The organism is uncultured Endozoicomonas sp. (genome assembly GCF_947495845.1).
GTDB lineage: Bacteria > Pseudomonadota > Gammaproteobacteria > Pseudomonadales > Endozoicomonadaceae > Endozoicomonas.
Map to the genome: position 1 here is coordinate 41,079 of NZ_CANMAO010000018.1, position 25,714 is coordinate 66,792.

General features: G+C 48.3%; 25 protein-coding genes. 13 read left to right on the plus strand and 12 right to left on the minus strand.

The window, feature by feature from the left end; translation table 11 throughout:
* Window positions 1–28 precede the first annotated feature (28 nt).
* The 3 genes from prmB to Q1B11_RS12850 all read right to left on the minus strand — a co-directional run bounded on the left by prmB (window position 29) and on the right by Q1B11_RS12850 (window position 2,997).
* Complete coding sequence (gene prmB / locus Q1B11_RS12840) at window positions 29–979, minus strand: 50S ribosomal protein L3 N(5)-glutamine methyltransferase (RefSeq protein ID WP_299733261.1); 951 nt, start codon at window positions 977–979, stop codon at window positions 29–31.
* Window positions 980–1,064: 85 nt separating this feature from the next.
* Complete coding sequence (lolD, locus tag Q1B11_RS12845; protein WP_299733403.1) at window positions 1,065–1,751, minus strand: lipoprotein-releasing ABC transporter ATP-binding protein LolD; 687 nt, start codon at window positions 1,749–1,751, stop codon at window positions 1,065–1,067.
* A gap of 1 nt (window position 1,752) precedes the next feature.
* Complete coding sequence (locus Q1B11_RS12850) at window positions 1,753–2,997, minus strand: lipoprotein-releasing ABC transporter permease subunit (protein WP_299733263.1); 1,245 nt, start codon at window positions 2,995–2,997, stop codon at window positions 1,753–1,755.
* 288 nt (window positions 2,998–3,285) lie between these two features.
* Between Q1B11_RS12850 and Q1B11_RS12855 the strand changes: the two genes are divergently transcribed.
* Complete coding sequence (locus Q1B11_RS12855; protein WP_299733266.1) at window positions 3,286–3,615, plus strand: hypothetical protein; 330 nt, start codon at window positions 3,286–3,288, stop codon at window positions 3,613–3,615.
* On the opposite strand, the gene Q1B11_RS12860 is transcribed toward Q1B11_RS12855, so the two are convergent.
* Entirely contained in the window at window positions 3,612–4,505 is an 894-nt protein-coding gene (locus Q1B11_RS12860; protein ID WP_299733269.1) for a helix-turn-helix domain-containing protein, read from the minus strand. The two genes, Q1B11_RS12855 and Q1B11_RS12860, sit on opposite strands and share 4 nt — an antisense overlap.
* A gap of 209 nt (window positions 4,506–4,714) precedes the next feature.
* Here Q1B11_RS12860 and galE point away from each other — a divergent pair, with 209 nt between their 5' ends.
* The 3 genes from galE to galK are packed head-to-tail and all read left to right on the plus strand — an operon-like array spanning window position 4,715 to window position 7,984.
* The gene (gene galE / locus Q1B11_RS12865; RefSeq protein WP_299733271.1) at window positions 4,715–5,731 is read left to right on the plus strand and encodes a UDP-glucose 4-epimerase GalE; all 1,017 of its coding nucleotides are present in this window, start codon (window positions 4,715–4,717) and stop codon (window positions 5,729–5,731) included.
* A gap of 25 nt (window positions 5,732–5,756) precedes the next feature.
* Window positions 5,757–6,806, plus strand: a complete 1,050-nt coding sequence (locus tag Q1B11_RS12870) for a UDP-glucose--hexose-1-phosphate uridylyltransferase (protein ID WP_299733273.1) — start codon at window positions 5,757–5,759, stop codon at window positions 6,804–6,806.
* 26 nt (window positions 6,807–6,832) lie between these two features.
* Complete coding sequence (galK, locus tag Q1B11_RS12875) at window positions 6,833–7,984, plus strand: galactokinase (protein ID WP_299733276.1); 1,152 nt, start codon at window positions 6,833–6,835, stop codon at window positions 7,982–7,984.
* A gap of 236 nt (window positions 7,985–8,220) precedes the next feature.
* On the opposite strand, the gene Q1B11_RS12880 is transcribed toward galK, so the two are convergent.
* The 3 genes from Q1B11_RS12880 to Q1B11_RS12890 form a co-directional block, all read right to left on the minus strand.
* Window positions 8,221–9,507 carry a dicarboxylate/amino acid:cation symporter gene (locus Q1B11_RS12880; protein ID WP_299733279.1) on the minus strand — a complete coding sequence of 429 codons (1,287 nt, stop codon included), beginning with the start codon at window positions 9,505–9,507 and terminating at the stop codon, window positions 8,221–8,223.
* Window positions 9,508–9,904: 397 nt separating this feature from the next.
* Window positions 9,905–11,410 carry a glycerol kinase GlpK gene (gene glpK / locus Q1B11_RS12885; RefSeq protein ID WP_299733282.1) on the minus strand — a complete coding sequence of 502 codons (1,506 nt, stop codon included), beginning with the start codon at window positions 11,408–11,410 and terminating at the stop codon, window positions 9,905–9,907.
* 89 nt (window positions 11,411–11,499) lie between these two features.
* Window positions 11,500–12,318: an MIP/aquaporin family protein gene (locus tag Q1B11_RS12890; RefSeq protein WP_299733285.1), complete on the minus strand. Its 819-nt coding sequence runs from the start codon at window positions 12,316–12,318 to the stop codon at window positions 11,500–11,502.
* A 485-nt stretch (window positions 12,319–12,803) separates the two neighbouring features.
* On the opposite strand from Q1B11_RS12890, the gene glpA reads away from it, so the two are divergent.
* Genes glpA through Q1B11_RS12910 form a run of 4 tightly spaced genes read left to right on the plus strand, consistent with a single transcriptional unit; the run spans window position 12,804 to window position 17,771 of the window.
* Window positions 12,804–14,441 carry an anaerobic glycerol-3-phosphate dehydrogenase subunit A gene (gene glpA, locus Q1B11_RS12895; protein WP_299733288.1) on the plus strand — a complete coding sequence of 546 codons (1,638 nt, stop codon included), beginning with the start codon at window positions 12,804–12,806 and terminating at the stop codon, window positions 14,439–14,441.
* Entirely contained in the window at window positions 14,438–15,733 is a 1,296-nt protein-coding gene (gene glpB / locus Q1B11_RS12900; RefSeq protein WP_299733291.1) for a glycerol-3-phosphate dehydrogenase subunit GlpB, read from the plus strand. The genes glpA and glpB overlap by 4 nt, the downstream gene beginning before the upstream one ends.
* A 30-nt stretch (window positions 15,734–15,763) precedes the next feature.
* The gene (gene glpC / locus Q1B11_RS12905) at window positions 15,764–16,948 is read left to right on the plus strand and encodes an anaerobic glycerol-3-phosphate dehydrogenase subunit GlpC (protein WP_299733294.1); all 1,185 of its coding nucleotides are present in this window, start codon (window positions 15,764–15,766) and stop codon (window positions 16,946–16,948) included.
* 25 nt (window positions 16,949–16,973) lie between these two features.
* On the plus strand, window positions 16,974–17,771 hold the full coding sequence (locus Q1B11_RS12910) for a DeoR/GlpR family transcriptional regulator (RefSeq protein WP_299733405.1): 798 nt from the start codon (window positions 16,974–16,976) through the stop codon (window positions 17,769–17,771).
* On the opposite strand, the gene Q1B11_RS12915 is transcribed toward Q1B11_RS12910, so the two are convergent.
* The 3 genes from Q1B11_RS12915 to Q1B11_RS12925 form a co-directional block, all read right to left on the minus strand.
* Window positions 17,747–18,196, minus strand: a complete 450-nt coding sequence (locus Q1B11_RS12915) for a regulatory protein RecX (RefSeq protein ID WP_299733297.1) — start codon at window positions 18,194–18,196, stop codon at window positions 17,747–17,749. The genes Q1B11_RS12910 and Q1B11_RS12915 overlap by 25 nt on opposite strands.
* A gap of 22 nt (window positions 18,197–18,218) precedes the next feature.
* Window positions 18,219–19,322 carry a recombinase RecA gene (gene recA, locus Q1B11_RS12920; RefSeq protein ID WP_299733300.1) on the minus strand — a complete coding sequence of 368 codons (1,104 nt, stop codon included), beginning with the start codon at window positions 19,320–19,322 and terminating at the stop codon, window positions 18,219–18,221.
* 246 nt (window positions 19,323–19,568) lie between these two features.
* Window positions 19,569–20,132: a CinA family protein gene (locus Q1B11_RS12925; protein WP_299733302.1), complete on the minus strand. Its 564-nt coding sequence runs from the start codon at window positions 20,130–20,132 to the stop codon at window positions 19,569–19,571.
* Between the two features lie 244 nt (window positions 20,133–20,376).
* Here Q1B11_RS12925 and Q1B11_RS12930 point away from each other — a divergent pair, with 244 nt between their 5' ends.
* A complete protein-coding gene (locus Q1B11_RS12930) occupies window positions 20,377–21,645 on the plus strand; it encodes an RHS repeat-associated core domain-containing protein (protein ID WP_299733304.1) in 1,269 nt (422 codons plus the stop codon).
* On the opposite strand, the gene Q1B11_RS12935 is transcribed toward Q1B11_RS12930, so the two are convergent.
* Complete coding sequence (locus Q1B11_RS12935) at window positions 21,592–22,650, minus strand: transposase (protein ID WP_299733307.1); 1,059 nt, start codon at window positions 22,648–22,650, stop codon at window positions 21,592–21,594. The genes Q1B11_RS12930 and Q1B11_RS12935 overlap by 54 nt on opposite strands.
* Before the next feature lie 36 nt (window positions 22,651–22,686).
* On the opposite strand from Q1B11_RS12935, the gene Q1B11_RS12940 reads away from it, so the two are divergent.
* The 4 genes from Q1B11_RS12940 to Q1B11_RS12955 all read left to right on the plus strand — a co-directional run bounded on the left by Q1B11_RS12940 (window position 22,687) and on the right by Q1B11_RS12955 (window position 24,994).
* Window positions 22,687–23,025 (plus strand): hypothetical protein, encoded by a 339-nt coding sequence (locus Q1B11_RS12940; protein ID WP_299733309.1) that lies wholly within the window; start codon window positions 22,687–22,689, stop codon window positions 23,023–23,025.
* Window positions 23,022–23,519 (plus strand): hypothetical protein, encoded by a 498-nt coding sequence (locus tag Q1B11_RS12945; RefSeq protein WP_299733312.1) that lies wholly within the window; start codon window positions 23,022–23,024, stop codon window positions 23,517–23,519. The genes Q1B11_RS12940 and Q1B11_RS12945 overlap by 4 nt, the downstream gene beginning before the upstream one ends.
* A 94-nt stretch (window positions 23,520–23,613) precedes the next feature.
* Window positions 23,614–23,925, plus strand: coding sequence for a transposase (locus tag Q1B11_RS12950; protein WP_299733315.1), 312 nt, complete (start codon window positions 23,614–23,616; stop codon window positions 23,923–23,925).
* An 88-nt stretch (window positions 23,926–24,013) separates the two neighbouring features.
* Window positions 24,014–24,994 carry a transposase gene (locus Q1B11_RS12955; protein ID WP_299733318.1) on the plus strand — a complete coding sequence of 327 codons (981 nt, stop codon included), beginning with the start codon at window positions 24,014–24,016 and terminating at the stop codon, window positions 24,992–24,994.
* 92 nt (window positions 24,995–25,086) lie between these two features.
* On the opposite strand, the gene Q1B11_RS12960 is transcribed toward Q1B11_RS12955, so the two are convergent.
* Window positions 25,087–25,617: a DUF3299 domain-containing protein gene (locus Q1B11_RS12960; RefSeq protein ID WP_299733321.1), complete on the minus strand. Its 531-nt coding sequence runs from the start codon at window positions 25,615–25,617 to the stop codon at window positions 25,087–25,089.
* Between the last annotated feature and the right edge of the window lie 97 nt (window positions 25,618–25,714).

Below are 25,714 nucleotides of genomic sequence, written 5' to 3' on the forward strand. Positions count from 1 at the left end.
GGCTGGGAGTATACCAGCCATTCCAGCTTCAACGGGAGTTTAACTTGCTTTTAAACAGGGGCTGATAAGTTCTGCAATCTTCAGCAGACAACAGCATCACACCGTGCCCACCCTGCTCAAAATCGGGCCAGATAAACGGCACCTCTGGGTATTCATCCCTTAAAGCCCAGTGACTGTTACCCACTTCCAGCACCAACAAACCGTCCTGATCGAGGAAATCCGCCGCTCTGGATAGAATTTCCCGGGCAAAATCCAAACCGTCGTCTCCGGCGGCCAAGCCAAGCTCAGGCTCATGGCCAAACTCTTCCGGCATATCCGACATATCTTCAGAATCCACATAAGGCGGATTACTGAGAATCAACTGATACTTGGGTGTTTCTGGCAACACATCCAGCGCTTCAAACATATCTGACGGGGTTGCCTGCACTCTGCCCCAAAGCTCATGCTGATCGATGTTAATCGTAGCCACTTCCAGAGCATCTGTGGAAATATCCAGCAAATCCACCATGGCTTCCGGAAATGCATGAGCAGCAGCAATACCGATACAACCAGAACCTGTGCACAAATCCATCACCCGGGTGACGTCAACATGATTACCCAGCCAGGGCTGGAATTCCTCAAGAATCAATTCCGCAATGGGCGAGCGAGGAACCAGAACCCGCTCATCCACATAAAACGGCATACCGCAGAACCAGGCCTGATTCACCAGATACGCCAGAGGCTTTCGAGTAGATACCCGTTGTCCAATTAAAGCAGCAAGCCGCTGACGTTCATTATCCGTCAAACGACAATCCAGATAACTCTCCGGCAAATCCCAGGGTAACTGAAGAGACTGAAACGCAAGGTGTTGAGATTCGTCCAGTGCATTATCACTGCCGTGCCCAAAGAAAAGGCCGGCTTCATTGAAACGGGTGGCACCCCAGCGGATAAAATCTCGAATCGAGAACAAACCGTCGAACGACTCTGTGGAAAGGGTCACATTAACTCCTCAGGCTCTCAAACAATCAAGAACCCTTACTGCATAAAAATGATGCCATTCTTTCTGGGTTAGCATCTGGGTTAGCTTAAGCAGGCACCAGCAAACCATCGTCAAGTCGCAGCGCCCGATCCATCTGGCTGGCAAAGGCCATATCATGGGTGACGACAATAAAACTGGTGGTCAACTGCTCACTCAGCGCTTTCATCAAGTCGTGAATCCTGGCTGCCGTATTTGGGTCCAGATTGCCTGTTGGTTCATCCATCAACACCAGATCCGGCTCACCAACCAACGCCCGGGCAATTGCTACCCGCTGTCGTTCACCACCGGATAACTCTGACGGCTTGTGCGACATTCTGGGTTTTAAGCCAACCTGCTCAAGCATAGCTTCCGCCCTGAGGCGAGCCTCTTTCACCGACACCTCGCGACGAAGCAGCAAAGGCATCGCCACGTTTTCAAGAGCGGTGAACTCAGGCAACAGATGATGAAACTGATAGACAAAACCAAGATGTCGATTTCTCAATTCCCCCTGTCGGGTTTCAGACAGCTCGGATAATGCATGATTACAAACCAGCACTTCCCCTTGTGTTGGTTTATCCAGCCCAGCCAGTAACTGCAACAATGTCGTTTTACCGGAACCGGAAGAACCAACAATAGCCACCCGTTCAGAAGGTTTTACATCCAGTTCAACACCGTTCAAAACCGTCAATTTTTCAGGGCCTTCGGAAAACTCTTTGATCAGGCTCCGGCATTGCAGAACCGATGTCGTTTCCATATTACTCATAGCGCAACGCCTCCGCTGGCTGTGTCCTTGATGCCCGCCAGGCCGGGTAAAGCGTGGCCAGAAAACTCATTAACAAACCCGAAATACTGATAACCGCCACATCACCCCACATCAATTCAGACGGCAGGTAACTGATAAAGTAGACGTCGGGGCTCAAGAAGTGGATACCCAACAATTTCTCCAATGCACCGACAATAGCGGACACATTCAGTGCGCCAGCAATACCAAGAGCAACGCCCAGCATCGTGCCAATCACACCAATTAACGACCCTTGCACCATAAACACGCCCATGATCATTTTCGGGCTGGCGCCAAAGGTTCTGAGAATAGCGATATCGCCCTGCTTATCCGTTACTACCATGACTAACGTTGACACAATATTGAAAGCAGCCACTGCTACAATCAGCGTCAGCAATAAACCCACCATGGTTTTTTCCATCTGGATCGCCTGGAATAAACGACCATGGGTGCGCGTCCAGTCCTGCACGTAGTAGCGGCCAGGTAAATCAACGGCGACTTCCCAAGCCAGCCTTGGCGCTGAGAACAGGTCTTCCATTTTCAGGCGAATACCGGTGACACCTTCAGGAACCCTTAGGAAGCGGGCAAGATCCTGACGATTGGTGTAGGCAAGATTACCATCCACATCAGCACCCACAGAAAAGGTGCCGACCACCGTAAAACGTTTCAGCCGAGGCAGCACACCCGCAAGATTGACACTGGCTTCCGGCAGTACCATAGTGACTTTGTCGCCTACAGAAACCCCAAGGTAATTGGCCAGAATTTCACCCAGTAAAATCCCGAACTCGCCAGCGTGCAAATCATCCACTGAACCACGTTTCATATGATCTGCAATGATGGACACTTCTTTTTCATAGGCCGGATCAATACCGTAAACCATGGTTCCCCGAACCAGATCACCGTTGGTTAACATGCCCTGAGCGTCCACAAAAGGCGCCGCAGCTTCAATGCCCTCTGTCTGAGGAATGGTATCCACAAGTTGCTGCCAGTCTTCAATACCACCCTGTGCCGACGTGATAGTGGCATGGGGCACCATGCCCAAGACCCGCTGCTTCAGTTCACGGTCAAAGCCATTCATAACCGAAAGCACGATAATCAGCACCGACACACCCAGTGTCAGGCCCACCATCGAGGTACCGGAAATAAACGAGATAAAATGATTTCGTCGCTTGGCGCGGGTATAGCGCAAGCCAATAAAAAACGATAATGGTCTAAACATTGGTGTGCCAGTTATGCCTGTATCCTTTCAGTCGAAAAGAAAGCCCCAGTAAAGAAAGTGCCGGTAAAGGCGCCGCCAGCAAATCCGCCATTATGGCATAAAGCGGCGAGAATCCATCGGATCTTTTCCAAACAAATAACCTATTCCAAGTAGCAAGTAGGTCAAGCAGGTAGGGAATTGCCATAAAGCCCACAGTTCTGAACGCCACCGGTCAGGAAATCTATCGTTCAACAATGGCTTAAGCTAAAGTACACGTCATATCAGAAGTAGAGACAAGGCAGGACTCTTATGAATACACACTTCCTCACCAGACTTTTACTGACCGCCACTCTGGCCATCGCTTCCCATAGTGCTATTGCTGAAACCACTACCGTGACCTCCGGCGAAATACTGGTTCCTATTGGCAGTCAGTCTTCCGGGTTGCAAGCCAGCACACTTCCCACCCACGGCCAAACCATGACTGATGTACTGCAAACCTTTGGTAAGCCAGATACAAATGACACCATTGGCACGCCACCAATCTCCCGCTGGTCTTATACCGCCAAAAATATGACAGTTTACTTTGAAGGCAAACGGGTTCTGCGCACCGTTGTTCATCACTCTGTCGCAACGCCTTAGAGCAGTTTCTTTCGAAACTGCCCGGGCGGCATACCAAAGTAGCGCTGAAACGCTTCATAGAAGCGGCTCAGCGAACTAAATCCGCAATCAAAGCCAATCTCCCCAATAGGCCGCTCACTGTCCAACAATAAAAGCTGCGCTTTCTGCAATCGCTGAAACTGAAGATATTGCTTGATCGACACCCCCATCACACTGGAAAAAAGATTCGTCGTGTAGTTGCGATGCAACCCCAGATGATTAGCGACATCTGCCGTTGAAATAGGATTATGCAGATTCTCACCAATAAAGCGCACCATAGTCGACACATGATGGGCGCCTTTTACACGACCACTTCCCGGATGATCACCAGACCATTGCAGGCCAGCATCTGACTCGTCCGATACGGATTTAACCGCTTTAGGCGATTCCCAACCAACAATACTGATTCTTTTCAGCAACAACGCTATTTCACCCAGAATGATTTCCCGCAACTCAGGCAACGCTCGCTGATAATCATCAAACCAGTGTTGTAGTCGCGTGAGTAAATAATCATGCTCTGAATTCGCCAGCAACACCTGACCATTCATCACAGCCTGTCGCATGGTTTCTGAAAGCGACCATTGCAGGAACTCTGGCAACGGCACATACAGGTTAAATAGCTTTCCTTCCCCTTCCAGGGCAATCAACCGGTGGGGCATATTCGCCCAGAAAAGCGCCAACCGGTTTTCCGGGATTTTCTGCATCCGACCATCAACAATGTACGTCGCTGAACAGCCAATCAGGTAGTTCAGCTCCACATGACCATGCACATGACTGCTGGACATCACGTAGGGTGCACGGTGCTCTATATAGAAAATATCGCCCTGAATATCCGCAATGGAGCCGGGCATGGCCACAACACCTTCTGTCACTCTATTAACTTCCTTTTACCCATCGCCTTTCAACTTGAAAACTTTGGGTATAGACACTGAAACCCGATTGACCGTGATCAACTTTGCTTCAATGATACTAAGCAGCACCGATAAAATCTTTGTTTTCGGGAAAAACCGGTTAAAAACCGTAAAAGAAATTGAGACACTACCGTTCTTAAAATGAAGTTATGTAACCAACGAGGTCAACCATGAGCATTCTGATCACCGGAGGCGCCGGATACATTGGCAGTCACACCTGTCTGGAGCTACTCAATGCCGGCCAGGACGTTGTGGTGGTGGATAACCTTTGCAACAGCCACGAGATCGCTATTCGCCGGGTAGAAGAACTGACCGGCAAAAAAATGGCTTTCTATCCCATCGATATCCGGGATACAGAAGCGCTTACCACTGTCTTTCAAACACACGACATTGAGGCAGTTATTCATTTTGCCGGTTTGAAGGCTGTGGGCGAGTCCACCAAGATCCCACTGGCCTACTTTGACAACAATGTCAGTGGAACCGTCAACCTTCTGGAGGTAATGGAACGTCATGACGTACGTCATCTGGTGTTCAGTTCCTCCGCAACCGTCTATGGCGACCCTCATCAGGTTCCCATCAAAGAAGACTTTCCGGTTGGCGCTGTCACTAATCCTTATGGTCGCAGCAAGTACATGGTGGAAGAAATCCTGCGGGATACCGCCGCTGCCGATGAACGCTGGAACTTCAGCATCCTCCGCTACTTTAACCCGGTGGGCGCTCATGAGTCCGGTCTGATTGGTGAAGATCCGAATGGCATTCCGAACAACCTGACACCGTATATCGCCCAGGTTGCCGTCGGCAAACTTGAACATCTCAACGTGTTTGGTGACGACTATCCAACACCGGATGGCACTGGAATACGCGACTACATCCATGTTGTTGATCTGGCGCTGGGTCATCTGGCTGCGCTAAAAGCTCACTGGACCGATCATGGTATCCACACTTACAACCTTGGCACCGGCAAAGGCAGCAGTGTTATGGATATGCTGCACGCGTTTGAAAAAGCTTGTGAGCGACAACTGCCATACAAAATTCAACCGCGCCGCCCGGGTGATATTGCCAAATGCTTTGCGGATCCCGCCTATGCAGAAGAAAAATTGGGCTGGCGAGCAACTCGCACCGTGGAAGAAATGACCATGGATGCCTGGCGCTGGCAATCCAAAAACCCGAACGGGTTTCGTAACTAACGCTTGTAATTGTAAGAAGCAACTGATGACTGAGTTCAACCCTGTGGATCACCCCCACCGTCGTTTCAACCCACTGAATGGAGACTGGGTATTAGTCTCTCCTCATCGTGCTAAACGACCATGGCAAGGTCAGGTAGAAAAGACGGCACCGGGCAACCGTCCGGTGCATGATCCTGAGTGCTTTCTCTGCCCCGGAAACCAACGTATTACGGGAGACGATAACCCGGATTACACCGATCCGTTTGTATTCCCCAATGACTTTCCGGCTCTGTTAACAGATACACCGGATGCTCAAGGTAAGTCTGACTTATTTCAAAGCAGTGCCGCCAGAGGTGAAGCCAGAGTCATCTGCTTTTCTCCGGATCACAGCAAAACATTGCCACAACTGACAACCAAAGAAATTCGTAAGGTAGTGGATACCTGGGCTGATCAGGTCACTGAACTCGGTCAACAATACCCATGGGTACAATTGTTTGAAAACAAAGGCGCAGTGATGGGTTGCTCCAACCCGCATCCCCATGGACAAATCTGGGCCAGCAGCTTTCTGCCAAACGAAGCACGGAAAGAAAACCAGAATCAACAGCAATGGCTTGCCAACAAAGGCGTCAATATGCTGGTCGAGTATGCACGACAGGAGTCTGAATCTGGTGCGCGTACCGTCGCAGAAAATGAACACTGGATTGCCGTCGTTCCCTATTGGGCTGGCTGGCCTTTTGAAACGTTGCTGTTGCCAAAGCGGCATGTACTCCGCATGCCGGAGCTGACTGACCAAGAAAGAAACAACCTGTCTTCTATTCTGAAACAGCTGACAACCCGCTACGACAACCTGTTCCAAACCTCATTTCCATACTCCATGGGCTGGCACGGTGCGCCCTGTGATCAGGGAAAAGAGATTGCAGATAATAGCCACTGGCAGCTACACGCCCATTTCTATCCGCCGCTATTGCGCTCGGCAACCGTTCGCAAATTTATGGTGGGGTTCGAGATGCTGGCAGAAACTCAGCGAGACCTTACGGCAGAACAGGCTGCGGCACGGCTTCGTGAACTCTCCGACGTTCACTATCTGGAACACTGACGTCTTCTTATATCTGGATCTTTTTTATGAATCAGCAACAAACATTGACCGCGCTGTTTGAAAACACGTTCGGCCATCAACCTACGGATTTTTTTCAGGCACCGGGCCGGGTCAATCTGATCGGCGAACACACTGATTACAACGATGGCTTTGTGCTGCCTTGCGCCATCGATTATCAGGCGATGATTGCCGTATCACCTCGTAATGATAACAAAGTGGTCGCCACGGCCCACAGCTATGATGGACAGGTATCCGAGTTCGAACTCACATTGCCTATTACTCACAGTGAGGAAGCGTTCTGGAGTAACTATGTGCGCGGTGTCGCCAGCGTGATGCTGGAAAAAGGCCATAAACTGCACGGCGTTAACCTCGCCATTATCGGTAATGTTCCGCAGGGTGCAGGACTCAGCTCCTCTGCCTGCCTGGAAGTTGTGACAGGGTTGACTCTGAGCCGTATGGCCGGCCTCGATATCAGCCTGAAAGAACTGGCATTGATCGGCCAGAAAGCAGAAAACGAATTTGTGGGTTGCAACTGCGGCATTATGGATCAGATGGTTTCAGCCTGCGGCAAGGAAGGCCATGCCATGTTGCTGGATTGTCGTTCACTGGATACACGCTTGGTGTCTATTCCAGAAGGTGCAGCTGTTGTCATAATTAACTCCAACGTAAAACGTGGACTGGTGGATAGTGAATACAACACCCGTCGTCAGCAATGTGAAGCTGCAGCCCGTCATTTTGGAGTGAAAGCCCTTCGTGATGTCACCGTAGAGCAGCTGGAAGATGAACGGAAAAATCTTGATGAGATGGCTTACCGCCGTGCCCGCCACGTTATCACGGAAAACAATCGCACCGAAGAAGCCGCAGAAGCCCTTGCCCGTGGTGATCTGAAGACCATGGGAATACTCATGGCTGAATCCCACGCGTCCATGAAAGATGATTTTGAAATCACAGTTCCTGCCATTGATGGCATTGTGGAGATCGTCAAATCCGTGATTGGAGAAGAAGGCGGCGTTCGTATGACCGGTGGTGGTTTTGGCGGCTGCGTTGTTGCTCTGATTCCAGAAACATTGACTGATACTGTAAAAGCAGCTGTTGAATCTCGTTACTCTGAATACGCTAAAAACTTAAACGCCGATATTTACGTTTGCCGGGCGTCCCAAGGTGCAAGCGCACTCTGAAACATATTAAAAACGAGGGGCAGTACAAAATACTGCGCCTCAAGTTTGTAAATTGGCATATAAACACCAGCTAATTAATCTACAAAATAAACTCCAACCCAAGACCGAGCTTTGATGTCTGGGGACAGATGAGACCAAGCCGCAATGGCCTTTCTTGATGATTTTGGATACCCCAGATAAACAAAAAGGCCAAAAGCGAACGCTTCTGGCCTATATCAGAAAAATGGTCAGCTAAATTAACTGTGTTGTGCTGCGCCCGATAACTTATCGCTTCCACTCATTGCCACATCGGTAATCTGACCTTCACTTTTGGCAACAATGGTGCTGACAGCAGTATCGCCTACTACGTTGGTCACTGTGCAAGCGGCATCAAGAATACGATCCGTCGCAATGATAATTCCCAGCGCTTCAATTGGCAGACCCAGAGTGTGCAGCAGAACACCGGTAGTCACTACCGCTCCGCCAGGAATTCCGCCGGTAGCAATGGCCAGCAGGAAGGCGGTAAAGCCGAGGGTAAACAGCGCAGTACCGCCCAGCTCAACACCGTAGGCATTAGCAACGAAGATGGTAGCCACTACCATGTAGATCGCAGCGCCGGACATATTCATTGTCGCACCCAGCGGTACAGAGAATCCGGCTACCTTTTCAGACACACCCAGCTTTTCAGTCAGGGTTTTAAACGTCACTGGAATGGTCGCGTTTGAGCTGGCAGTGGACAGGGAGAACATCATCTGTTCACGAGTCTTACGAATAAACTGCAGTGGGCTGATACCAGTGGTCATGCCAATCACCAGCGGGTAAAAGACGAACAACCACACAACCATGACTGCAAGCGCTGTCAGAACATAGGTCAGTACGCTGACAATACTGCCTGCATCCAAAGTAGCTGCCAGCTTAGCGGTCAGGAACAGAACACCAATCGGCGCCATGCTCATTACCATGGTGATCAGCTTCATCATGACACTGTTTGCCAGGGCAAAAGACTTGCTGACGCTGTGGGTTTCGTGATTTTCCAGCTTCTTTACGGCGATACCGGTAATGATGGCCATAAACAGAATCTGCAGGATATTACCTTCTGCAAACGCCTGAACCGGGTTAGTAGGCACAACCGCAATGATCATATCCAGCAGGTTTGGCAAATTAGTTCTGCTCAGTGTCAGAGTATCATCTGCCAGACCAAGGTTAGCGCCAATACCTGGTTGCACGACCATGGCCAAACCAATAGCAGCACTGATGGCGATAACGGTATTCAGCAGGTATAAGCCAAACGTTTTAAAGCCCAAGCGTCCAAACTGACCAATGTCTTCTAGATTACAGACCGCATTAACAATGGAAATAAAGATCAGTGGTACCACCATCAGCTTGATCATACCAACGAAGATGCTGCCACCGGCATGGAAAAGGCCGCCGATCAGATACGATTGAAGAAAACCATCAGGACTGGCGAACATTTGGATAGCGCCACCAAGGACGAGACCAATGACGAGGGAAGCCAGAATACGGGCGGCAAGATTATTGTTCATAAATTCAAGTACTCCATCACCGATCGAATAAAAACGACCGCAATCTTGTATTTATTGATATTTGATTGGTGCAGAAACAGTCACCTGCCACTGCTGTGTGGATGCAATGTATACAATCTGGAACGCTCACTCAAGTTGAGCTAACACCGAATAACAGGGAATAATCCTGAAACAGAGAAATACTCAGAATTAAAATATCTTTTCAACCGGTTGTATCCAAGAAAATATCGCATAGTTTATTTTGAACACAGGATATGTCTTTGAACTCAACTTTCTTCTAACAAAAACAAACACTTGCAAGCATATTTATTCAACCCCCCTAAATCCAGAGCATAAAAAATGGCTTCTTACGAAGCCATTTCTATAAAGCCTTACATTCTAGAATTAACGTTTGGGGTTACTCTTGATCTTCCCAGTGAAGACTGCGCTCAACGGCTTTCTTCCAGCCTTTATACAGAACCTGACGATGATCGTCGTCCATCTCCGGCGTATAAGTCCGATCAACACCCACTTTGTTTTTCAGTTCATCCATATTTTTCCAGAAGCCAACAGCCAAACCTGCAAGATAAGCAGAACCGGCAGCAGTGGATTCCGTCACCGTTGGGCGAACCACGTCTTTATTTAGAATATCAGATTGAAATTGCATCAGGAAGTTGTTGGCAACGGCACCACCATCCACTCGCAGCTGCTTCATTTCAATACCGGAATCCTGTTGCATAGCTTCAATCAGATCACGGGACTGATAAGCGATAGCTTCCAGAGTCGCACGTACAATATGATTGCGATTGGCTCCACGGGTTAAGCCGAAGATAGCACCACGGGCGTAAGGATCCCAATAGGGCGCACCAAGGCCAACAAAGCCAGGTACCACATAGACGCCGTTGGTATCCGACACTTTACTGGCAAAGTATTCAGTATCTGCCGCATCACGCACCAGGCCCAGCTCATCACGCAACCACTGAACGGAGGCACCACCCATAAATACAGAACCTTCCAGAGCGTAATGCACTTTCCCATCAATGCCGAAGGCAATGGTCGTTAACAATCCATTCTCTGACTTAACCGGCGCTTCGCCAGTGTTCATCAGCAGGAAACAACCTGTACCGTAGGTGTTTTTTGCCATGCCTTTTTCATGACACATCTGACCAAACAGTGCCGCCTGCTGGTCACCCGCCATACCCGCCACCGGAATACGGGTTCCGCCTTTACCACCAATGTTCGTTTGACCGTAGACTTCTGAGCTGGATTTCACTTCTGGCAACATACTCCGAGGAATATCCAGCGCCTTGAGAATCGTGTCATCCCACTCAAGGCGGTTGATATCAAACAACATAGTACGGGAGGCATTGGTTACATCCGTCACATGGGTGCGACCATTGGTCAGCTTCCAGGTCAACCAGGTATCAATAGTACCGAACAACAGCTCACCGTTTTCCGCTTTCTCACGGGCACCGTCTACATTATCCAGAATCCATTTAATCTTGGTACCGGAGAAATAAGCATCCAGAACCAAACCGGTGGTTTCACGAATATGACTTTCGAGACCTTCTTTCTTCAGCTGTTCACAAATTTCAGTGGTTCTTCGGCACTGCCAGACAATGGCATTGTAGACTGGTTGCCCCGTGTTCTTATCCCAAACGACAGTGGTTTCACGTTGGTTAGTGATACCAATAGCAGCAACTTCATCAGAAGGAATATTGGTTTTAGCCAACACTTCTGTCAGCACAGAGCTCTGAGTACCCCAAATTTCCATAGGGTCATGTTCAACCCAGCCTGGTTGTGGGTAATACTGGGTGAATTCACGCTGAGAAGAGCTGACAATCTCACCATCGTGATTAAAGATAATGGCTCGGGAACTTGTGGTGCCCTGATCAAGTGAAACAATATATTTCTTGGTAGTCATGATGTTTTCCTTAAATCCTTTTGCGGGGCAGTAGTGATTAAATCCTACTGCCACTGCCCTTTATTTGCGTCTACTTTATAACCAATCGATCAAACTGTCTGTATTTCACAACCCGGCGTTGCACAGGCTACTGGCTCAACCTGCTTACCAAGCACATTGATATAAACCCATGCACCTGCCATCGCACCGCAGATTGGCGCGAGAATTGGCACCCAGAAATAGGGGTTTGCACGACCACCGGTCATGGCGACTTCGCCCCAACCGGCAAAGAAAGCAAACAGTTTCGGTCCGAAATCACGGGCCGGGTTCATGGCAAAGCCGGTGAGTGGGCCAAAAGAAGCGCCGATCACAGCAATCAATATACCAATTAACAATGCGGACAGTGCGCCATTGGATACGCCATTGTTATCATCACCAATGGCCAGAATGCCGCCCATCAACACGGCAGTAATGACAAACTCAACAGCAAAAGCCTGAAAGTTATTCAGCGCCGCATTAGGGTACGTAGAGAAAATACCCGCTGTTGCCAAGCTGGCTTCCGAACCACGCACAATATTATTAGTCAGTTCGAAGTCAGCAAACAGACTGCTGTATAGGAAGTAAACCAATGCGGCGGAACAAAAAGCGCCAGCTATCTGGGCAACAATATAAGGAAGTACCTTCTGTTTATCGAAGCCTTTAAACACCATCAGCGCCAACGTAACTGCCGGGTTCAAATGCGCACCGGAAATGCCACCGGTCACATAAACCGCAATAGCAACACCAAGCCCCCAGACAATGGAAATTTCCCACTGCCCAAAACTCACTCCAGCCAACACCAGTGCAGCCACACAGCCAACACCAAAGAAAATAAGCAGACCTGCGCCGATAAATTCAGCAAGGCATTCCCCAAACAACGACTTATTCATAATGGTTGCTTCCATATACTGTCGTATAAAAAGTAGGAGTCAGGCGAAACCACTAAAAACTCGTGTTTCAGAGCCGCTCCGAACAGGAACGAATTCTTACAAACAAGAACAATGATGATCAACAGGCGAACATTGATGCAAATCAAACAAAGCTAACGAACAAACGAACATTGCGGAAAATACTATCATAAAGCAGTCAATTTGATTCCGCTGTAACCAATAGGATCCACCCAGTTTGCTTGTTTCAAATCACCAAATGAAACTTTCTGTTTCTTCGTTGTAGCTTCGCTGTTGATTCATGTGATTTATTTTTAACATCTTCCCGTAATGTTGATGTAGATCATATTTCATACCTGCCACTTTCTTTATATTTCATCACGAACATAAACGAACATTTTAAATGCTTTCAATGCGCCGTAATCACCCCATTACGATTAGCAGAACAGCAACTATCGACCCTACCCTGTAACAGAAGAGCGTACTCAATGAGGCAACTAGAGACTGATGTCGTCATTATTGGTGGAGGCGCAACCGGTGCCGGTGTCCTTCGTGACTGTGCACTTCGGGGTATGCGGGCAATTCTGGTTGAGAAAGACGACATTGCTAATGGGACCACCGGACGTAATCACGGATTACTTCATTCCGGTGCACGTTATGCAGTGACAGACCAACATTCTGCCAGTGAATGCATTAGCGAAAATAAGATACTTAAGCGAATTGCTGGCCACTGCATAGAAGAAACCGGTGGTTTATTTATTACACTGCCAGAAGATGACCTTTCATTTCAGTCTCAGTTTATCGAATCTTGCACAACAGCAGGCATACAAGCTGATGCATTAACGCCGGCAGAAGCCTTACGCATTGAGCCAAATGTTAATCCTGCTTTATTGGGTGCCGTTCGCGTTCCTGACGGCACTGTTGACCCTTTTCGACTTACTGCCTCCAACATTCTTGATGCCGAAGAACACGGTGGTCGCCTGCTGAATTACACACGAGTGACTGGGCTGATCATTAACAATGGCCGAGCCTGCGGTGTGCATTGCGTCAATCTGAGAACCGGAGAACCCATTGATATTCATGCTTTGCAGGTCGTGAATGCTGCTGGCATCTGGGGGCAACAAATTACAGAATACGGTGATCTGTCACTGCGCATGTTTCCTGCCAAAGGTTCATTACTGATAATGGATTACCGGGTGAATAGCCTGGTAATCAACCGTTGTCGTAAACCAGCAGATGCCGACATTCTGGTACCCGGTGATACCATTTCCTTGATCGGTACGACTTCTGAAAAAATTCCATACAGCGATATTGAAAACATTCGTGTAACACCGGAAGAAGTTGAAACCTTACTTTCTGAAGGCGAGAAGCTCTGCCCTGCCATGGCCAACACCCGAATCCTCAGGGCTTACTGCGGCGTCCGGCCACTGGTTGCGTTGGGCAATGACGACTCCGGACGCAATATCAGCCGGGGTATTGTTCTGCTTGATCATGGTGACACCGACGGCCTGCCAGGTCTAATTACCATTACTGGTGGCAAGCTGATGACTTATCGTCTGATGGCAGAAATGGCCACCGATGCGGTGGCTAAAAACCTTGGTAATACCAACGCCTGTGAAACAGCCGAGCGTCACCTTCCGGGGGCTAATGGAAAAAATACAGATATCCACGCGCCACAGGTTTCCATTCCTGTGTCCGGCTCTGCCAAATACCGTCACGGTGAGCGGGCAGCCCGTTTTCTTGCGGATGATAAAAAGAAAAATGTTGTAATCTGCGAATGTGAAATGGTCACTCGGGGTGAAATTGAATACGCCGTCAATAATCTTAACGCCATGGATCTGGTAGACCTTCGTCGTCGAACCCGCATTGGCATGGGCCCCTGTCAGGGGAAAATGTGTGCCTGTCGGGCGGCGGGTATTGTCAGCGAAATGACCAACGATGATAACGGTGACAACGCCCTGAAAAGTGTCAGTGAATTTATGCAGGAACGGTGGAAAGGAGTTCGCCCAATCCTCTGGGGAGATGCCATGCGTGAAGCCGATCTGAGCTATTGGCTGTACAACAACCTTTTGGGCTGCGATCAGTTGCAAGCACAACCGACCGGGTTAACCGTGGAAGTATTATGAACTACGATGTCATTGTCATAGGCGGTGGCCTGTCTGGCCTGACCAGTGCTATTCACTGCGCTGAAGCCGGTTTGAAAACAGTGGTCATTAGCGCAGGTGAAAGTTCCCTTGCCTTTGCCTCAGGTTGCATTGATGTATTGGGTTTCAATCAAAACAATCAGGCCGTTGAGTTTCCTTTTGAAGAAATAGCACTGCTACCCGCTGAACACCCTTATAAAAGAATCGGTTCCAGATCACTGAAACAAGGGCTTAGTTTTTTCTTGGAGCAGATGGCTTTAGAAGACATCGCCATGGCACACAATGAACAGAAGAACCATGGGCGACTCACCGCACTTGGTGCTGTTCGCCCCACCTGGCTCAGTCAGGCTGGCACCAAACATCTGCCCATCAATAAACCGTTAGACGCCATTAAAAAGATAGCTGTCGCAAATATCGCCGGGTTCCGTGACTTTCAGCCTGAATTGGTGATTGCCGGAATGAAAAGAAACCCGATGTTTGCCAATAATGAGTTCAACTGGGCGGACATCTCTCCGGAAACCCTTGGCATCGCGGTTCGTAACCCTTATGAACTTCGTTCTCTGGAACTTGCCAGAACCCTCAAGCGCGACCTATTCAACAAACCTAATGGCATGAACATTTTTGCCTCCGCCCTGCAAAAGGCGGCTCGAAATGCTGATCTTGTGCTCATTCCATCGGTGCTGGCCGTTGAACTTGGCAACGATCTGATTGCAGAACTGGAGCAATTAACCGGCCTTTCCATTTGCGAAGTTGCTTCTTTACCACCATCACTACCTGGCATGCGGCTGGCAAGTGCTCTGAAGGCACGATTCAGGAAGTTTGGCGGCATTCTGCTGGAAGGCGACGATGTGATTTCTGGCCGGTTTTCTGACAAGCATTTGCAGACCATTACTACACGACTAAGCCCTAATACACCGTTATCAGCAAAACACTTCGTATTGGCAACCGGTAGCTTTTTCAGTAAAGGACTTTCCAGCAATCGCTCTGAGCTGACAGAAAGTGTCTTTAACCTCTCTGTGAACAGCGAAACCACCCGTGAACAATGGTCCAATGATCGCTTTATTGATGGCCAGCACAGCTTCACTACCACCGGCATACGAACGGACAACCTGCTCAACCCATATCGAGAAGACGAGATAATAAGCAACCTTTATTGTGCCGGTGCCGTACTCAGTGGATTCAATCCGGTGAGAGAAGCCAGTGCTGGCGGTGTTGCTATTGCGACCGGCTGGTTTGCAGCAAGCCAGATTATTGCAAAGCAATCTGCCGTATAAAAGACAAGCGAGATCACTATGCTTAATATAATGGATACCAGTTTTGACAACTGCATTAAGTGCACCATCTGCACCACTCGCTGCCCGGTTGCCGAAGCGAATCTGGATTACCCTGGGCCAAAACAGGCAGGACCTGACGGTGAACGGCTACGAATTAAAAACCCCGAACTGTACGACGAAGCACTGAAGCTTTGTACTAATTGCAAACGATGCGAAGTCGCCTGCCCTTCCGGGGTTCAGGTAGGTACTGTTATTCAGCTGGCGAAAGCACGACACGGTGGCTTTAAAAAGGGCCCTCGGGAGCTAATGCTTAGCCATACCGACTTAATGGGTTCTCTCTCCTCCACGGCAGCGCCGATTGTTAATGTCGTCACTCAATTAAAGCCCATCAAAAAGCTGCTGGATAAAACTCTGGGCATTGATGAACGACAGACTCTGCCTAAATACAGCGGACAAACTTTCCGCAGCTGGTTCAAAAAGCAGGAAGCAGAACAAGCCAGGTTCGAGCGGAAAATCAGTTTTTTCCATGGCTGTTTTACTAACTACAATGACACGACGGTGGGCAGACACCTGGTACAGGTACTGAACGCCATGAATATTGGTGTCAGCCTACTGAAAAAAGAAAAGTGCTGCGGCGTCCCCCTGATTGCCAATGGTTTTTTTGATAAAGCGCGAAAGAACGCCGAACTCAATATGGGTCAATTTGCGGATGCTCTTGATAGCACTGAGTGCGTCATTGCCACCGAGCCAAGCTGCGCCATGACCTTAAGAGATGAATATCCAGAAGTGCTACAGGTGGATAATCATAATCTCAGGGATCAGATTTTCTTTGCTTCTACCTTCATTGCCCGGGAACTTAGCCAAGGCAATGTGCCAAAGATGAAACCGCTGAATCTTCGTGTGGCCTATCACAGCCCTTGCCATTTGATTAAGCAAGGTGGCGTAATTCACACCCTTACGCTGTTAAATCAAATTCCCGGTGTGGAAGTGATTATGTTGGATCAGAAGTGCTGTGGCATGTCTGGCACTTATGGCTTTAAAAAAGAAAACTACCAGACGTCACAAATCATCGGACAAGGCATTTTTGATCAGATCACTGAATTGAACGTGGATTATGTGGTGACGGATTGCGAATCCTGTAAGATGCAGATTGAAATGAATACGGATCATCAGGTTCTGCACCCACTGACTCTTATGTCACAGTCACTAATATAAAGAAGGTTGTCGGAAAACCATGCAGCTGCCACAAAGTCGTCGTCATGAGTTGATCATTGAATTGATCAGACAACAGGGATTTGTTACCACTGAAAGCCTGGTTCAACATTTCAACGTGACCCCGCAAACGATTCGCCGGGATCTTAACGATTTGGATCAACAGGGAAAAATCACCCGGCATCATGGCGGCGCAGGGCTCACCAATAGCAGTACTGAAAACACTCATTACAGTGAGAGAAAACATCACCTCAGCGCAGAAAAAGATCGTATTGCACTGGAGCTGGTAACGCATATTCCCAACAACTCTTCACTGTTTATTGATATTGGTACATCAACGGAATCCGTTGCCCGAGCGTTGTTAAGCCATAGCAACCTTAAAGTGGTGACCAACAATATTCACGTAGCTTCGATTCTTTTACCCAGAGAAGATTTTACTGTGATCATTGCAGGCGGTGAGGTTCGTCACCGGGATGGCGGCATTATCGGGGAAGCGACACGGGATTTTATCAATCAATTCAGAATGGACTTTGCTGTTACCAGCATCAGCGGTATTGATATGGACGGCACACTGCTGGACTTTGATTATCATGAAGTCCGCGTAGCTCAGACCATGATGAACAATGCCCGAAGAACCCTGACCATTGCAGACCACAGTAAATTCGGGCGTAGCGCCATGATTCGACTTGGCCATGTTTCAGAAATTGATGTGCTGTTTACTGACACCGCACCACCAGTACCACTGATGCAACAACTAAAAGCCGGAGATACGGAACTGGTTGTTTGTGAAGCCGAAACCGCTCAGGAAAGCGCAGAATATATCTGACCCATTGAAAACCCTCGCTGGGCAAGAAACCTCGTCTGGCGAGCACGTTCTTTTACATTTTCAGGTTTACTCTCACCAAACTTTTTTTCTTTTATCTCTTTTGCCAATTCATTCCAGTGTTCATCCTGCTCAAATAAATACTGGCTAACCAGATCCCTATCAACGCCTTTCTGAAACAATTCGGATTTGATACGCACCGGACCGTAGCCTCGCTGCGTTCGACTGTAGACGAAGCTTTCCACAAAGCGGTCATCACTTTGCAGGCGTTCTTCACGGAGTCGTGTTAAGGCTTCAGTTACCAGCTCTGAGGGGAAACGGCTCGAGAGTTTACGAGCCAATTCTTTAAAACCGTGTTCTCGTCGGGCCAGAAGATCCATTGCAGCCCGACGAACATCTTTTACGGTTTGGAGGGTTTCAACGCTCACTGTCGAATCTTATTACTGACAGTTATTCTGCCAGCAACTCATCCTGTTGCGCTTTGACTGGCGCTTCATCTTTCTTGCCAGACTTAGCAGCCTTCTCAGGTTTTTCAGGCACTTCGGCTTTTTCTTCTTTGCTGCCCGCTGGCGCCAGAAGCTCTGCACGAATCTGCGCTTCAATTTCAGAGGCCACTTCAGGGTTGTCGGTCAAATATTGCGCTGCATTGGCTTTGCCTTGACCAATCTTGGCACCTTTATAGGCATACCAGGCACCGGATTTATCCACCAACTTCAGCTTAACGCCAAGGTCAATGACTTCACCCATGTGGTAAATGCCCTGCCCGTAGAGAATCTGGAATTCCGCCTGACGGAATGGAGGAGAGACTTTATTCTTCACCACTTTCACACGAGTTTCGTTACCGATGACTTCTTCGCCCTGCTTCACAGCACCGGTACGACGAATATCAAGACGAACAGAGGAGTAGAACTTTAGAGCGTTACCGCCGGTTGTGGTTTCCGGGTTACCAAACATCACACCAATCTTCATACGAATCTGGTTGATAAAGATAACCATGCAATTGGTTTGCTTGATGGAACCGGTAAGCTTACGCAGCGCCTGAGACATCAAACGAGCCTGCAGACCTACGTGGGAATCGCCCATGTCGCCTTCAATTTCAGCTTTTGGTACCAGTGCTGCAACGGAGTCAATAACGATGACATCAACCGCACCAGAGCGCACCAACATGTCGGTGATTTCCAGAGCCTGTTCGCCCGTGTCTGGCTGGGAAACATAGAGGTCGTCAACATCAACACCCAGCTTTCCAGCGTAGAGCGGATCAAGGGCGTGTTCCGCATCAACAAAGGCACAGGTTGCGCCCTGCTTCTGAGCTTGAGCAATAACACTGAGGGTCAGCGTGGTTTTACCGGAAGATTCCGGACCATAGATTTCAATAACACGGCCTTTTGGCAGACCGCCGATGCCAAGCGCAATGTCCAGCTGAAGGGAACCGGTGGAAATGGCCGGAATCGCTTCGTGCTTTTGATCGCCCATCCGCATCACTGCGCCTTTACCGAACTGACGGTCAATCTGACCCAGTGCTGCGGCTAACGCTTTTTTTCTGTTATCATCCATTCTCTCGCCCTCAACTCAGTTCTGATGCCATCAGGAACAGCTATACCGTCGGCTTTCAAGCTGCTACTTTGTTGGCTGCGCTCGCTCACCCCAATCACCTATTACTTATAGGCTCATGGGCTTCGCTCGATTGCCGCCGCGTAGCAATTTGAAATCCTTTGGGTATCTAAATTCAATACTGTACATTTAAACATATACTGGATATTTGTCCAGTACTTTATCTTGTCGACAGTCTTCCGTTCACTTTTAAGAAATAACAGCCAAAACACCCTGCAGCGCTTCCACCACCGTTTGCCGGCGAACCTGCTCACGATCACCAGAGAAATGAAAGTGCCTGGCTTCAGTGCTTTGCCCGGTGCTCCAGGCAATCCAGACGGTACCCACCGGTTTATCAGGTGTTCCACCATCAGGGCCGGCAATGCCGGTCACTGCGACAGCCAAATCCGTTCGTAATAACTTCCGGACACCCTGCGCCATGGCCTCCGCCACTGGCTCACTGACAGCGCCGTATTTACTCAACAGCACTTCTGGCACATGGAGCTGCTGGCTTTTGACGTTATTGGAATAGCTGATCACACCACCTTCATACCAGCGGGAACTGCCAGATACCGCGGTCAGTTCAAAACCAATACCGCCACCCGTACAGGACTCAGCCGTAGACAACGTCCAGCCTCTTTCGACCAGTACATCGGCAATATCGTGAACCAGCGAGGTGATGGTCGTGTGGGGTGAAGATTCCATGGTCAGGTGGTTTGCCATTTTGAGAATCGGTAAAAGAGGAAAGATACCACGATCGGTTCTGGTATTCACACTTTTGGATTCCACCATAGAAGGTTGTCGTAAAAGTCCTGGCTCCCATACTTAAAGGATTGGAGAATAAGGGAGGAGAAAAAGGGGCATTCTTTAATTTGTCACCTTTAACAAAGGCCGCAACAACGAATTCAACAAAACCTTCCGCTACACCTATTACAAAAACGGCCTCAAAAAAACCTACACCACCCCGGAAGGCCAAACCTACACCTACGAATACAACAGCAACAACCAGCTCTCGGCGGTGTCGATCCCCGGGCAGGGTCGCATCAGCTACAACAACTTCAACTGGCTGATGCCCCAGAGCATCAGCTACCCCGGCAACAGCCAGGTGGTGATCACCGCCGATGGCCTGATGCGCTACCAGAGCAAACAGGTCACCGCCCGGGGCAGTGAAGAGAGCAACCGGATACTCCGTTTCCTCTGGTCCTACGACGATGAAAGCAACATCACCGGCATCCAACAGGATGAAGAAACCGCCGTATACCAGTACGACAACCTCTACCGACTGATCGATGCCCGCTACACCCTCAACGACGGCGTCGATGATCACGAAGCAAGAACCAACGAAGCCTATGTTTACGATGCCGTGGGCAACCGGCTGGATAAACAGACCAGCAAAGACGATCTGGCACTGGATGCCTGGCAGTACAACGCCTTCAACCAGTTGACGGAACAGAATGGCATCAGCTACGAGTACAGCAAAAACGGCCACCTGATCAAAAGCGGCAGGAAAAACGACAATGGCACCATCACCATTGATCCGGAAAACCAGATTCCGCTCTGGGAATTTATCTACAACAGTGAGGAACGCCTCACAGAAGTCCGCAAAGACAATACGACGGTTGCACTTTATCAGTACAATCCTCTGGGACAGCGCACCAGCAAAACCTTACCGGCGGACAACACCACCATTCATTACCTGTACAGTCAGGAAGGCATGGTGGCCGAGTATGACGACGCTGGGCGGTTAATTCAGGAATACAGCTGGAAGCCCAACAGCGTGTGGATGACGGACCCGTTGTTTACCCGCACGGCGGATGATCAGGTGCATTATTATCTGAATGATCATCTGGGGACGCCGCAGAAAGCGTTTCGTCGGAATGGGAAGGTGACCTGGAAGGCGCAGAGCAGTGCGTTTGGGGAGACTGAGGTTTGGGATGGGAGTGAGCTGCGGAATAATTTGAGGTTTCCGGGGCAGTATTTTGATGCTGAGACTGGGTTGCATTACAACTATTTTCGGGATTATGCGGCTGGGTTGGGGCGGTATGTGCAGGGGGATCCGATTGGGTTGTTGGGTGGGGTGAATGCGTATTTATATGTGAAAAATAATCCGCTTTTTTATATAGATGTTGATGGTAAGGTGGCACAAATTGCAGTAGGTATAGGTGTCGGGCTGTTCGTCCTCAAGTGGTTGGATGAAATAAACAGCCAATGTAAAGCATTTGAAGACCTCATGTTACGCACTCGCCATCCGCTGAAGCTCTTGGAACGAAGATCTCAATGCAGATAGATACAGCTTCGCTCGCAGCTCAAAGTGGTTCAACTTGAGCTTGCTGGCCAAAACCTCAAGGCGAAATGCCGAATAAATCGACATAAACAGATGATTGCTCTGTGTTAACACAGTATGGCTTGGCGACTTCGCCATGGACGCATTGGATTTCAGTGTTTTATGGAAGACTTCGACTTTCCACCGTTTCTTGTAGATTGCCTTTAAAGTCTCGGCGTCACACTCCAGATCACTGCATAACAGATAGAGAATACCTTCACTGCCGTCTTTGTTCGTAAAGACTTGCCTGTAGATCAGAACGGGGAAATCCACGCCTGAAAGCCAGGCCTTGATAGGCTTTTCTTCTGTGAAATCAACGGAATCTATGCGCTGTGAACGCCCTTGTTTCTTGTCTTCCTCGCTCAATGAAACCTTTCTATTTGACTTACTGGCCATGATGAAATGTTTGTCACAATCGTGTCGTATATACATCATATTTTCATTCGAGCTGAACCAGCTATCAGCAAGAACATACTTGAATTGAAGCTGATTGTTACAACTCACCTTCAGCATCTCCCGAAAGTACTCATTCTTGGTTTTCTCAGCTTTTCGCTTAACCTTTTTGGTTTTTAATTCCGTGTACTGGATTGGTTTTTCAATGAGCTGATAGGCGACAGGAAGCGATATATCGCCAACATGGTAAACAAAGTTAAGAAGGTTGATTCCTTTTACTTGGCGACCAAACGTATGGTCAAAATGCCAGGCTATCAGGTCATTTTGATCGCTATATTGTTTCTCCTGTACGGTGTCGTCAACAATAAGTACGCCATCGTCCTGCTCAACTTGTCTTACGACAGGTTTTACATATTGCCAGAGGGTTTTGCTGTCGAAATGGTTGCGGGACAGCAGCCGGGTTATTTGATCATGACTGTACGCCCCGTCCACCAGTGACGACAACTGGGTTGCTGTCGTTTTTCCAAAGGAAGACAGCAGATAATCACTATACAACTCAAACAGTTCTTTTTTCATGCGTTACAGCATGGCAGATTTTGTCAAGTGCGTAACATGAGTGAAGACATGTCAAAGCAGGAAAGAGATAAAGCTATTAAGGAAAGGGCATCTTATGAAAAAGCTCAAAGAGAAGATATAGATAGGAAATTTGATAAGGAGTATAAGCGCTGCTCTAAGGTCCCATGTGAGATCAGTAAATCAAAATGTATTGATGATCTTGCTAAGTGGCAACGTAGGGTTAAGGACGAAATGTATGATGAGATTGATAACTTGACCAGTAAGATTTCAACTGAGTTTCAGCTGGAATGTTTACCATTTACAATACCAAATATTAAAGATATTAAAGACATTATCAAAGAAAATAGGAAAAATAGTCGAAAGGGTCAGATATGAAATTATACTATTTTAGATTAGCGACATTACTGTTGTTTGTTGGTACGACTACGTTTTATTCATCCTGGTCAATAGCTGTTCCTGATAATGAGGTTAAGTGTTATTCCAAGGCAATCAATTACTTTGAATACACTACTCAACTCGAGAAAATACTTAATCAGAAAAACTTGAGTATGACAAGACTAAGCTCTGAAAGTGAAAACCTATACAGTTTGGCTAAATCATTCTCTAACTGTATGTTGAGTTATGATGATAGAAGTAAAGAAATTGAAGAATATGATGCGTTGCTACAACAGTCTGGCGAAGCTTTAAGAGTATCTATTTCATTTCAAGTTATTCTAGAGCGCCTAGAATCGAGAGATAAGGACTTTTATACAGAATTAAAAGCAGAGGATTTTGTAGTTATTAGTTTTATGGAAGAACTATCAGAATATAGACTGAAATGGAAAAATAAGGGACACCCAGTGCGCCGAGATAAATCGACAGAAGATTGAAGGAGAAAAATAAGGGACACCCACAAATTTGACTAACCGGTCAGCTCGTCTACTTTTTGATCATCAATAATTTTAATGATCAGGTACAGAAGTCATGACGACTGCCCGGAGAAACCTTATAGACCCAGCGAGCACGCCGTACTACCATTGTATGGCTCGCTGTGTACGTCGTGCATTCCTATGCGGTCGTGACAAATTCTCTGGCAAAAACTATGAACACCGTCGCCAGTGGGTGGAAGATAGGCTTAAGAAGCTATCCGGTATTTTTGCCCTCGAAATCTGCGCTTATGCGGTCATGTCCAACCATTATCATGTCATTCTTCATATCCATCGCGAACAGGCTGAATCATGGAGCATGAAGGAGGTGTTGTCCCGTTGGACTCAGTTGTTCTCTCAAATAATTTAGGACAGCCATAAATTTGACTAACCGGTCAGACCGTCTACTTTTGTTCTGAGCCCTCACGACTCTATGCCTTCGGCAAAGGAACAAACCCATGACTACCGCCCGGTCGAATCTTATCGATCCAGCCAGTACGCCGTATTATCACTGTATGGCGCGTTGCGTTCGCCGTGCTTTTCTGTGCGGTAAAGATCAATTCTCCGGTAAAAACTATGAGCACCGCCGCCAGTGGGTGGAGGATCGCCTGAATGTTCTGGCCGATATTTTTGCTCTGGAAATCTGCGCTTATGCTGTCATGTCCAACCACTATCACGTAATACTTCATATCAATCGCGAACAAGCGGAATCCTGGAGCATGAAGGAGGTTCTGCACCGCTGGTCGCAGCTTTTCTCCGGCCCCATGCTGGTGCAGCGTTATCTGGCAGGCGCGACAATGGGTGAGGCTGACTTGATAAAGGTTGAAGAGTTTGCAGAAAAATACCGTCGTCGTTTAAAAGATATCAGCTGGTTCATGAGATGTCTTAATGAGCACCTTGCCAGAGAAGCCAATCGTGAAGACGGCTGCAAAGGCCGTTTCTGGGAAGGTCGCTACAAAAGTCAGGCATTATTGGATGAAGCTGCACTACTCACCTGCATGGCCTATGTAGATTTAAATCCGGTAAGAGCAAAAATGGCCAAAACGTCAGAAAGCTCTCAATACACATCCTTCAAAAAGCGAACTGATGTATACACCGGAAGTCAGAAGAAAAAGCAGCCAGCTCGTTTGAAGCCCTTGAAAGCACCCGGTCAAATCCCGGACAAAGCGATCCCATATACGCTCAGCTGTTATTTTGAACTGGTGGACTGGTCAGGGCGGATGATCAGTAAGGGCAAGCGAGGACGAATAGAAGACAGTGTTCCGAATGTTCTCCATCGTCTCGGTATTGACCCTGATGAGTGGATTAACACCATGCGTTGGAATAACCGTTTCCGTCGTGCTGTTGGCAGGCTTTCTTCCTTGAAAGACTACGCTGGTCACATAGGGCAACATTGGGTTCATGGTGTGTCTCCCAGTGTTTGCCTGTTTCAAGTGTGAGCCGTTACCAGAAGTGTAAAGCAGCCTGACCGCCGTGATTATGCCTTGGAATCCCCCCCCAACGAGAGGGAATCCGGAAGGTCTATGATTACTTATTCATACTCAATAATACTGTCAGGCGTAATCGCGTAGAGTACTTCTGTATATTCAGATTCATTCCTCTCCACTTTGATCACACCCTCAACCCAATAGGGCGTGTATCCGGCTTCAGTCACTTTTATCCCTTCTGGATAGCGGATAAAAATCGTCTGGTTGGGTGGTGGCGGTGGAACATGAATACACGCTCCCAACGTTGGTACCAGCAGCAGTTCGGTGGCCGTCTGATCCTGCTGAATATTCAACGGCACCAGATAACCCGGAACTCGCACCCGAGTTTCATTCAGGCTTTGCACAGGTACCTTGCCGAGCTCAGTCACATAGGCAATGGCTTCCGCTGGGGTAATTTCGCCAGCCTCGTACTTTTTAATCATGTCTTCCTCAACCGGCGGAGCAAGCTTATCCCAGCTGAGTTCTGTTACCTCGGTTTCTTTCTCTGCCGACGCATCTTTTGCCAGCGCACTTTGGCCAAACACTAGAAACGCTGACAACACAGCAACGAGGTAATGCAGTCTTCCTGTTTTCATCTTTTATTCTCCAGCTAAGTATTCAACCATATGAAATCGAATATTTCTGGCTTGGTGGTTAGTTACTATGCAAGGCGTAGCGTAGTGAGCATAGCTT

Excerpts from the sequence above, each read along its gene's own strand:
- lolD (WP_299733403.1), bottom strand. The coding sequence starts at position 1,751 with ATGGAAACGACATCGGTTCTGCAATGCCGGAGCCTGATCAAAGAGTTT.
- Q1B11_RS12850 (WP_299733263.1), bottom strand. The coding sequence starts at position 2,997 with ATGTTTAGACCATTATCGTTTTTTATTGGCTTGCGCTATACCCGCGCC.
- Q1B11_RS12855 (WP_299733266.1), top strand. The coding sequence starts at position 3,286 with ATGAATACACACTTCCTCACCAGACTTTTACTGACCGCCACTCTGGCC.
- galE (WP_299733271.1), top strand. The coding sequence starts at position 4,715 with ATGAGCATTCTGATCACCGGAGGCGCCGGATACATTGGCAGTCACACC.
- Q1B11_RS12870 (WP_299733273.1), top strand. The coding sequence starts at position 5,757 with ATGACTGAGTTCAACCCTGTGGATCACCCCCACCGTCGTTTCAACCCA.
- galK (WP_299733276.1), top strand. The coding sequence starts at position 6,833 with ATGAATCAGCAACAAACATTGACCGCGCTGTTTGAAAACACGTTCGGC.
- Q1B11_RS12880 (WP_299733279.1), bottom strand. The coding sequence starts at position 9,507 with ATGAACAATAATCTTGCCGCCCGTATTCTGGCTTCCCTCGTCATTGGT.
- glpK (WP_299733282.1), bottom strand. The coding sequence starts at position 11,410 with ATGACTACCAAGAAATATATTGTTTCACTTGATCAGGGCACCACAAGT.
- Q1B11_RS12890 (WP_299733285.1), bottom strand. The coding sequence starts at position 12,318 with ATGAATAAGTCGTTGTTTGGGGAATGCCTTGCTGAATTTATCGGCGCA.
- glpA (WP_299733288.1), top strand. The coding sequence starts at position 12,804 with ATGAGGCAACTAGAGACTGATGTCGTCATTATTGGTGGAGGCGCAACC.
- glpB (WP_299733291.1), top strand. The coding sequence starts at position 14,438 with ATGAACTACGATGTCATTGTCATAGGCGGTGGCCTGTCTGGCCTGACC.
- glpC (WP_299733294.1), top strand. The coding sequence starts at position 15,764 with ATGGATACCAGTTTTGACAACTGCATTAAGTGCACCATCTGCACCACT.
- recA (WP_299733300.1), bottom strand. The coding sequence starts at position 19,322 with ATGGATGATAACAGAAAAAAAGCGTTAGCCGCAGCACTGGGTCAGATT.
- Q1B11_RS12935 (WP_299733307.1), bottom strand. The coding sequence starts at position 22,650 with ATGAAAAAAGAACTGTTTGAGTTGTATAGTGATTATCTGCTGTCTTCC.
- Q1B11_RS12940 (WP_299733309.1), top strand. The coding sequence starts at position 22,687 with ATGAGTGAAGACATGTCAAAGCAGGAAAGAGATAAAGCTATTAAGGAA.
- Q1B11_RS12945 (WP_299733312.1), top strand. The coding sequence starts at position 23,022 with ATGAAATTATACTATTTTAGATTAGCGACATTACTGTTGTTTGTTGGT.
- Q1B11_RS12950 (WP_299733315.1), top strand. The coding sequence starts at position 23,614 with ATGACGACTGCCCGGAGAAACCTTATAGACCCAGCGAGCACGCCGTAC.
- Q1B11_RS12955 (WP_299733318.1), top strand. The coding sequence starts at position 24,014 with ATGACTACCGCCCGGTCGAATCTTATCGATCCAGCCAGTACGCCGTAT.
- Q1B11_RS12960 (WP_299733321.1), bottom strand. The coding sequence starts at position 25,617 with ATGAAAACAGGAAGACTGCATTACCTCGTTGCTGTGTTGTCAGCGTTT.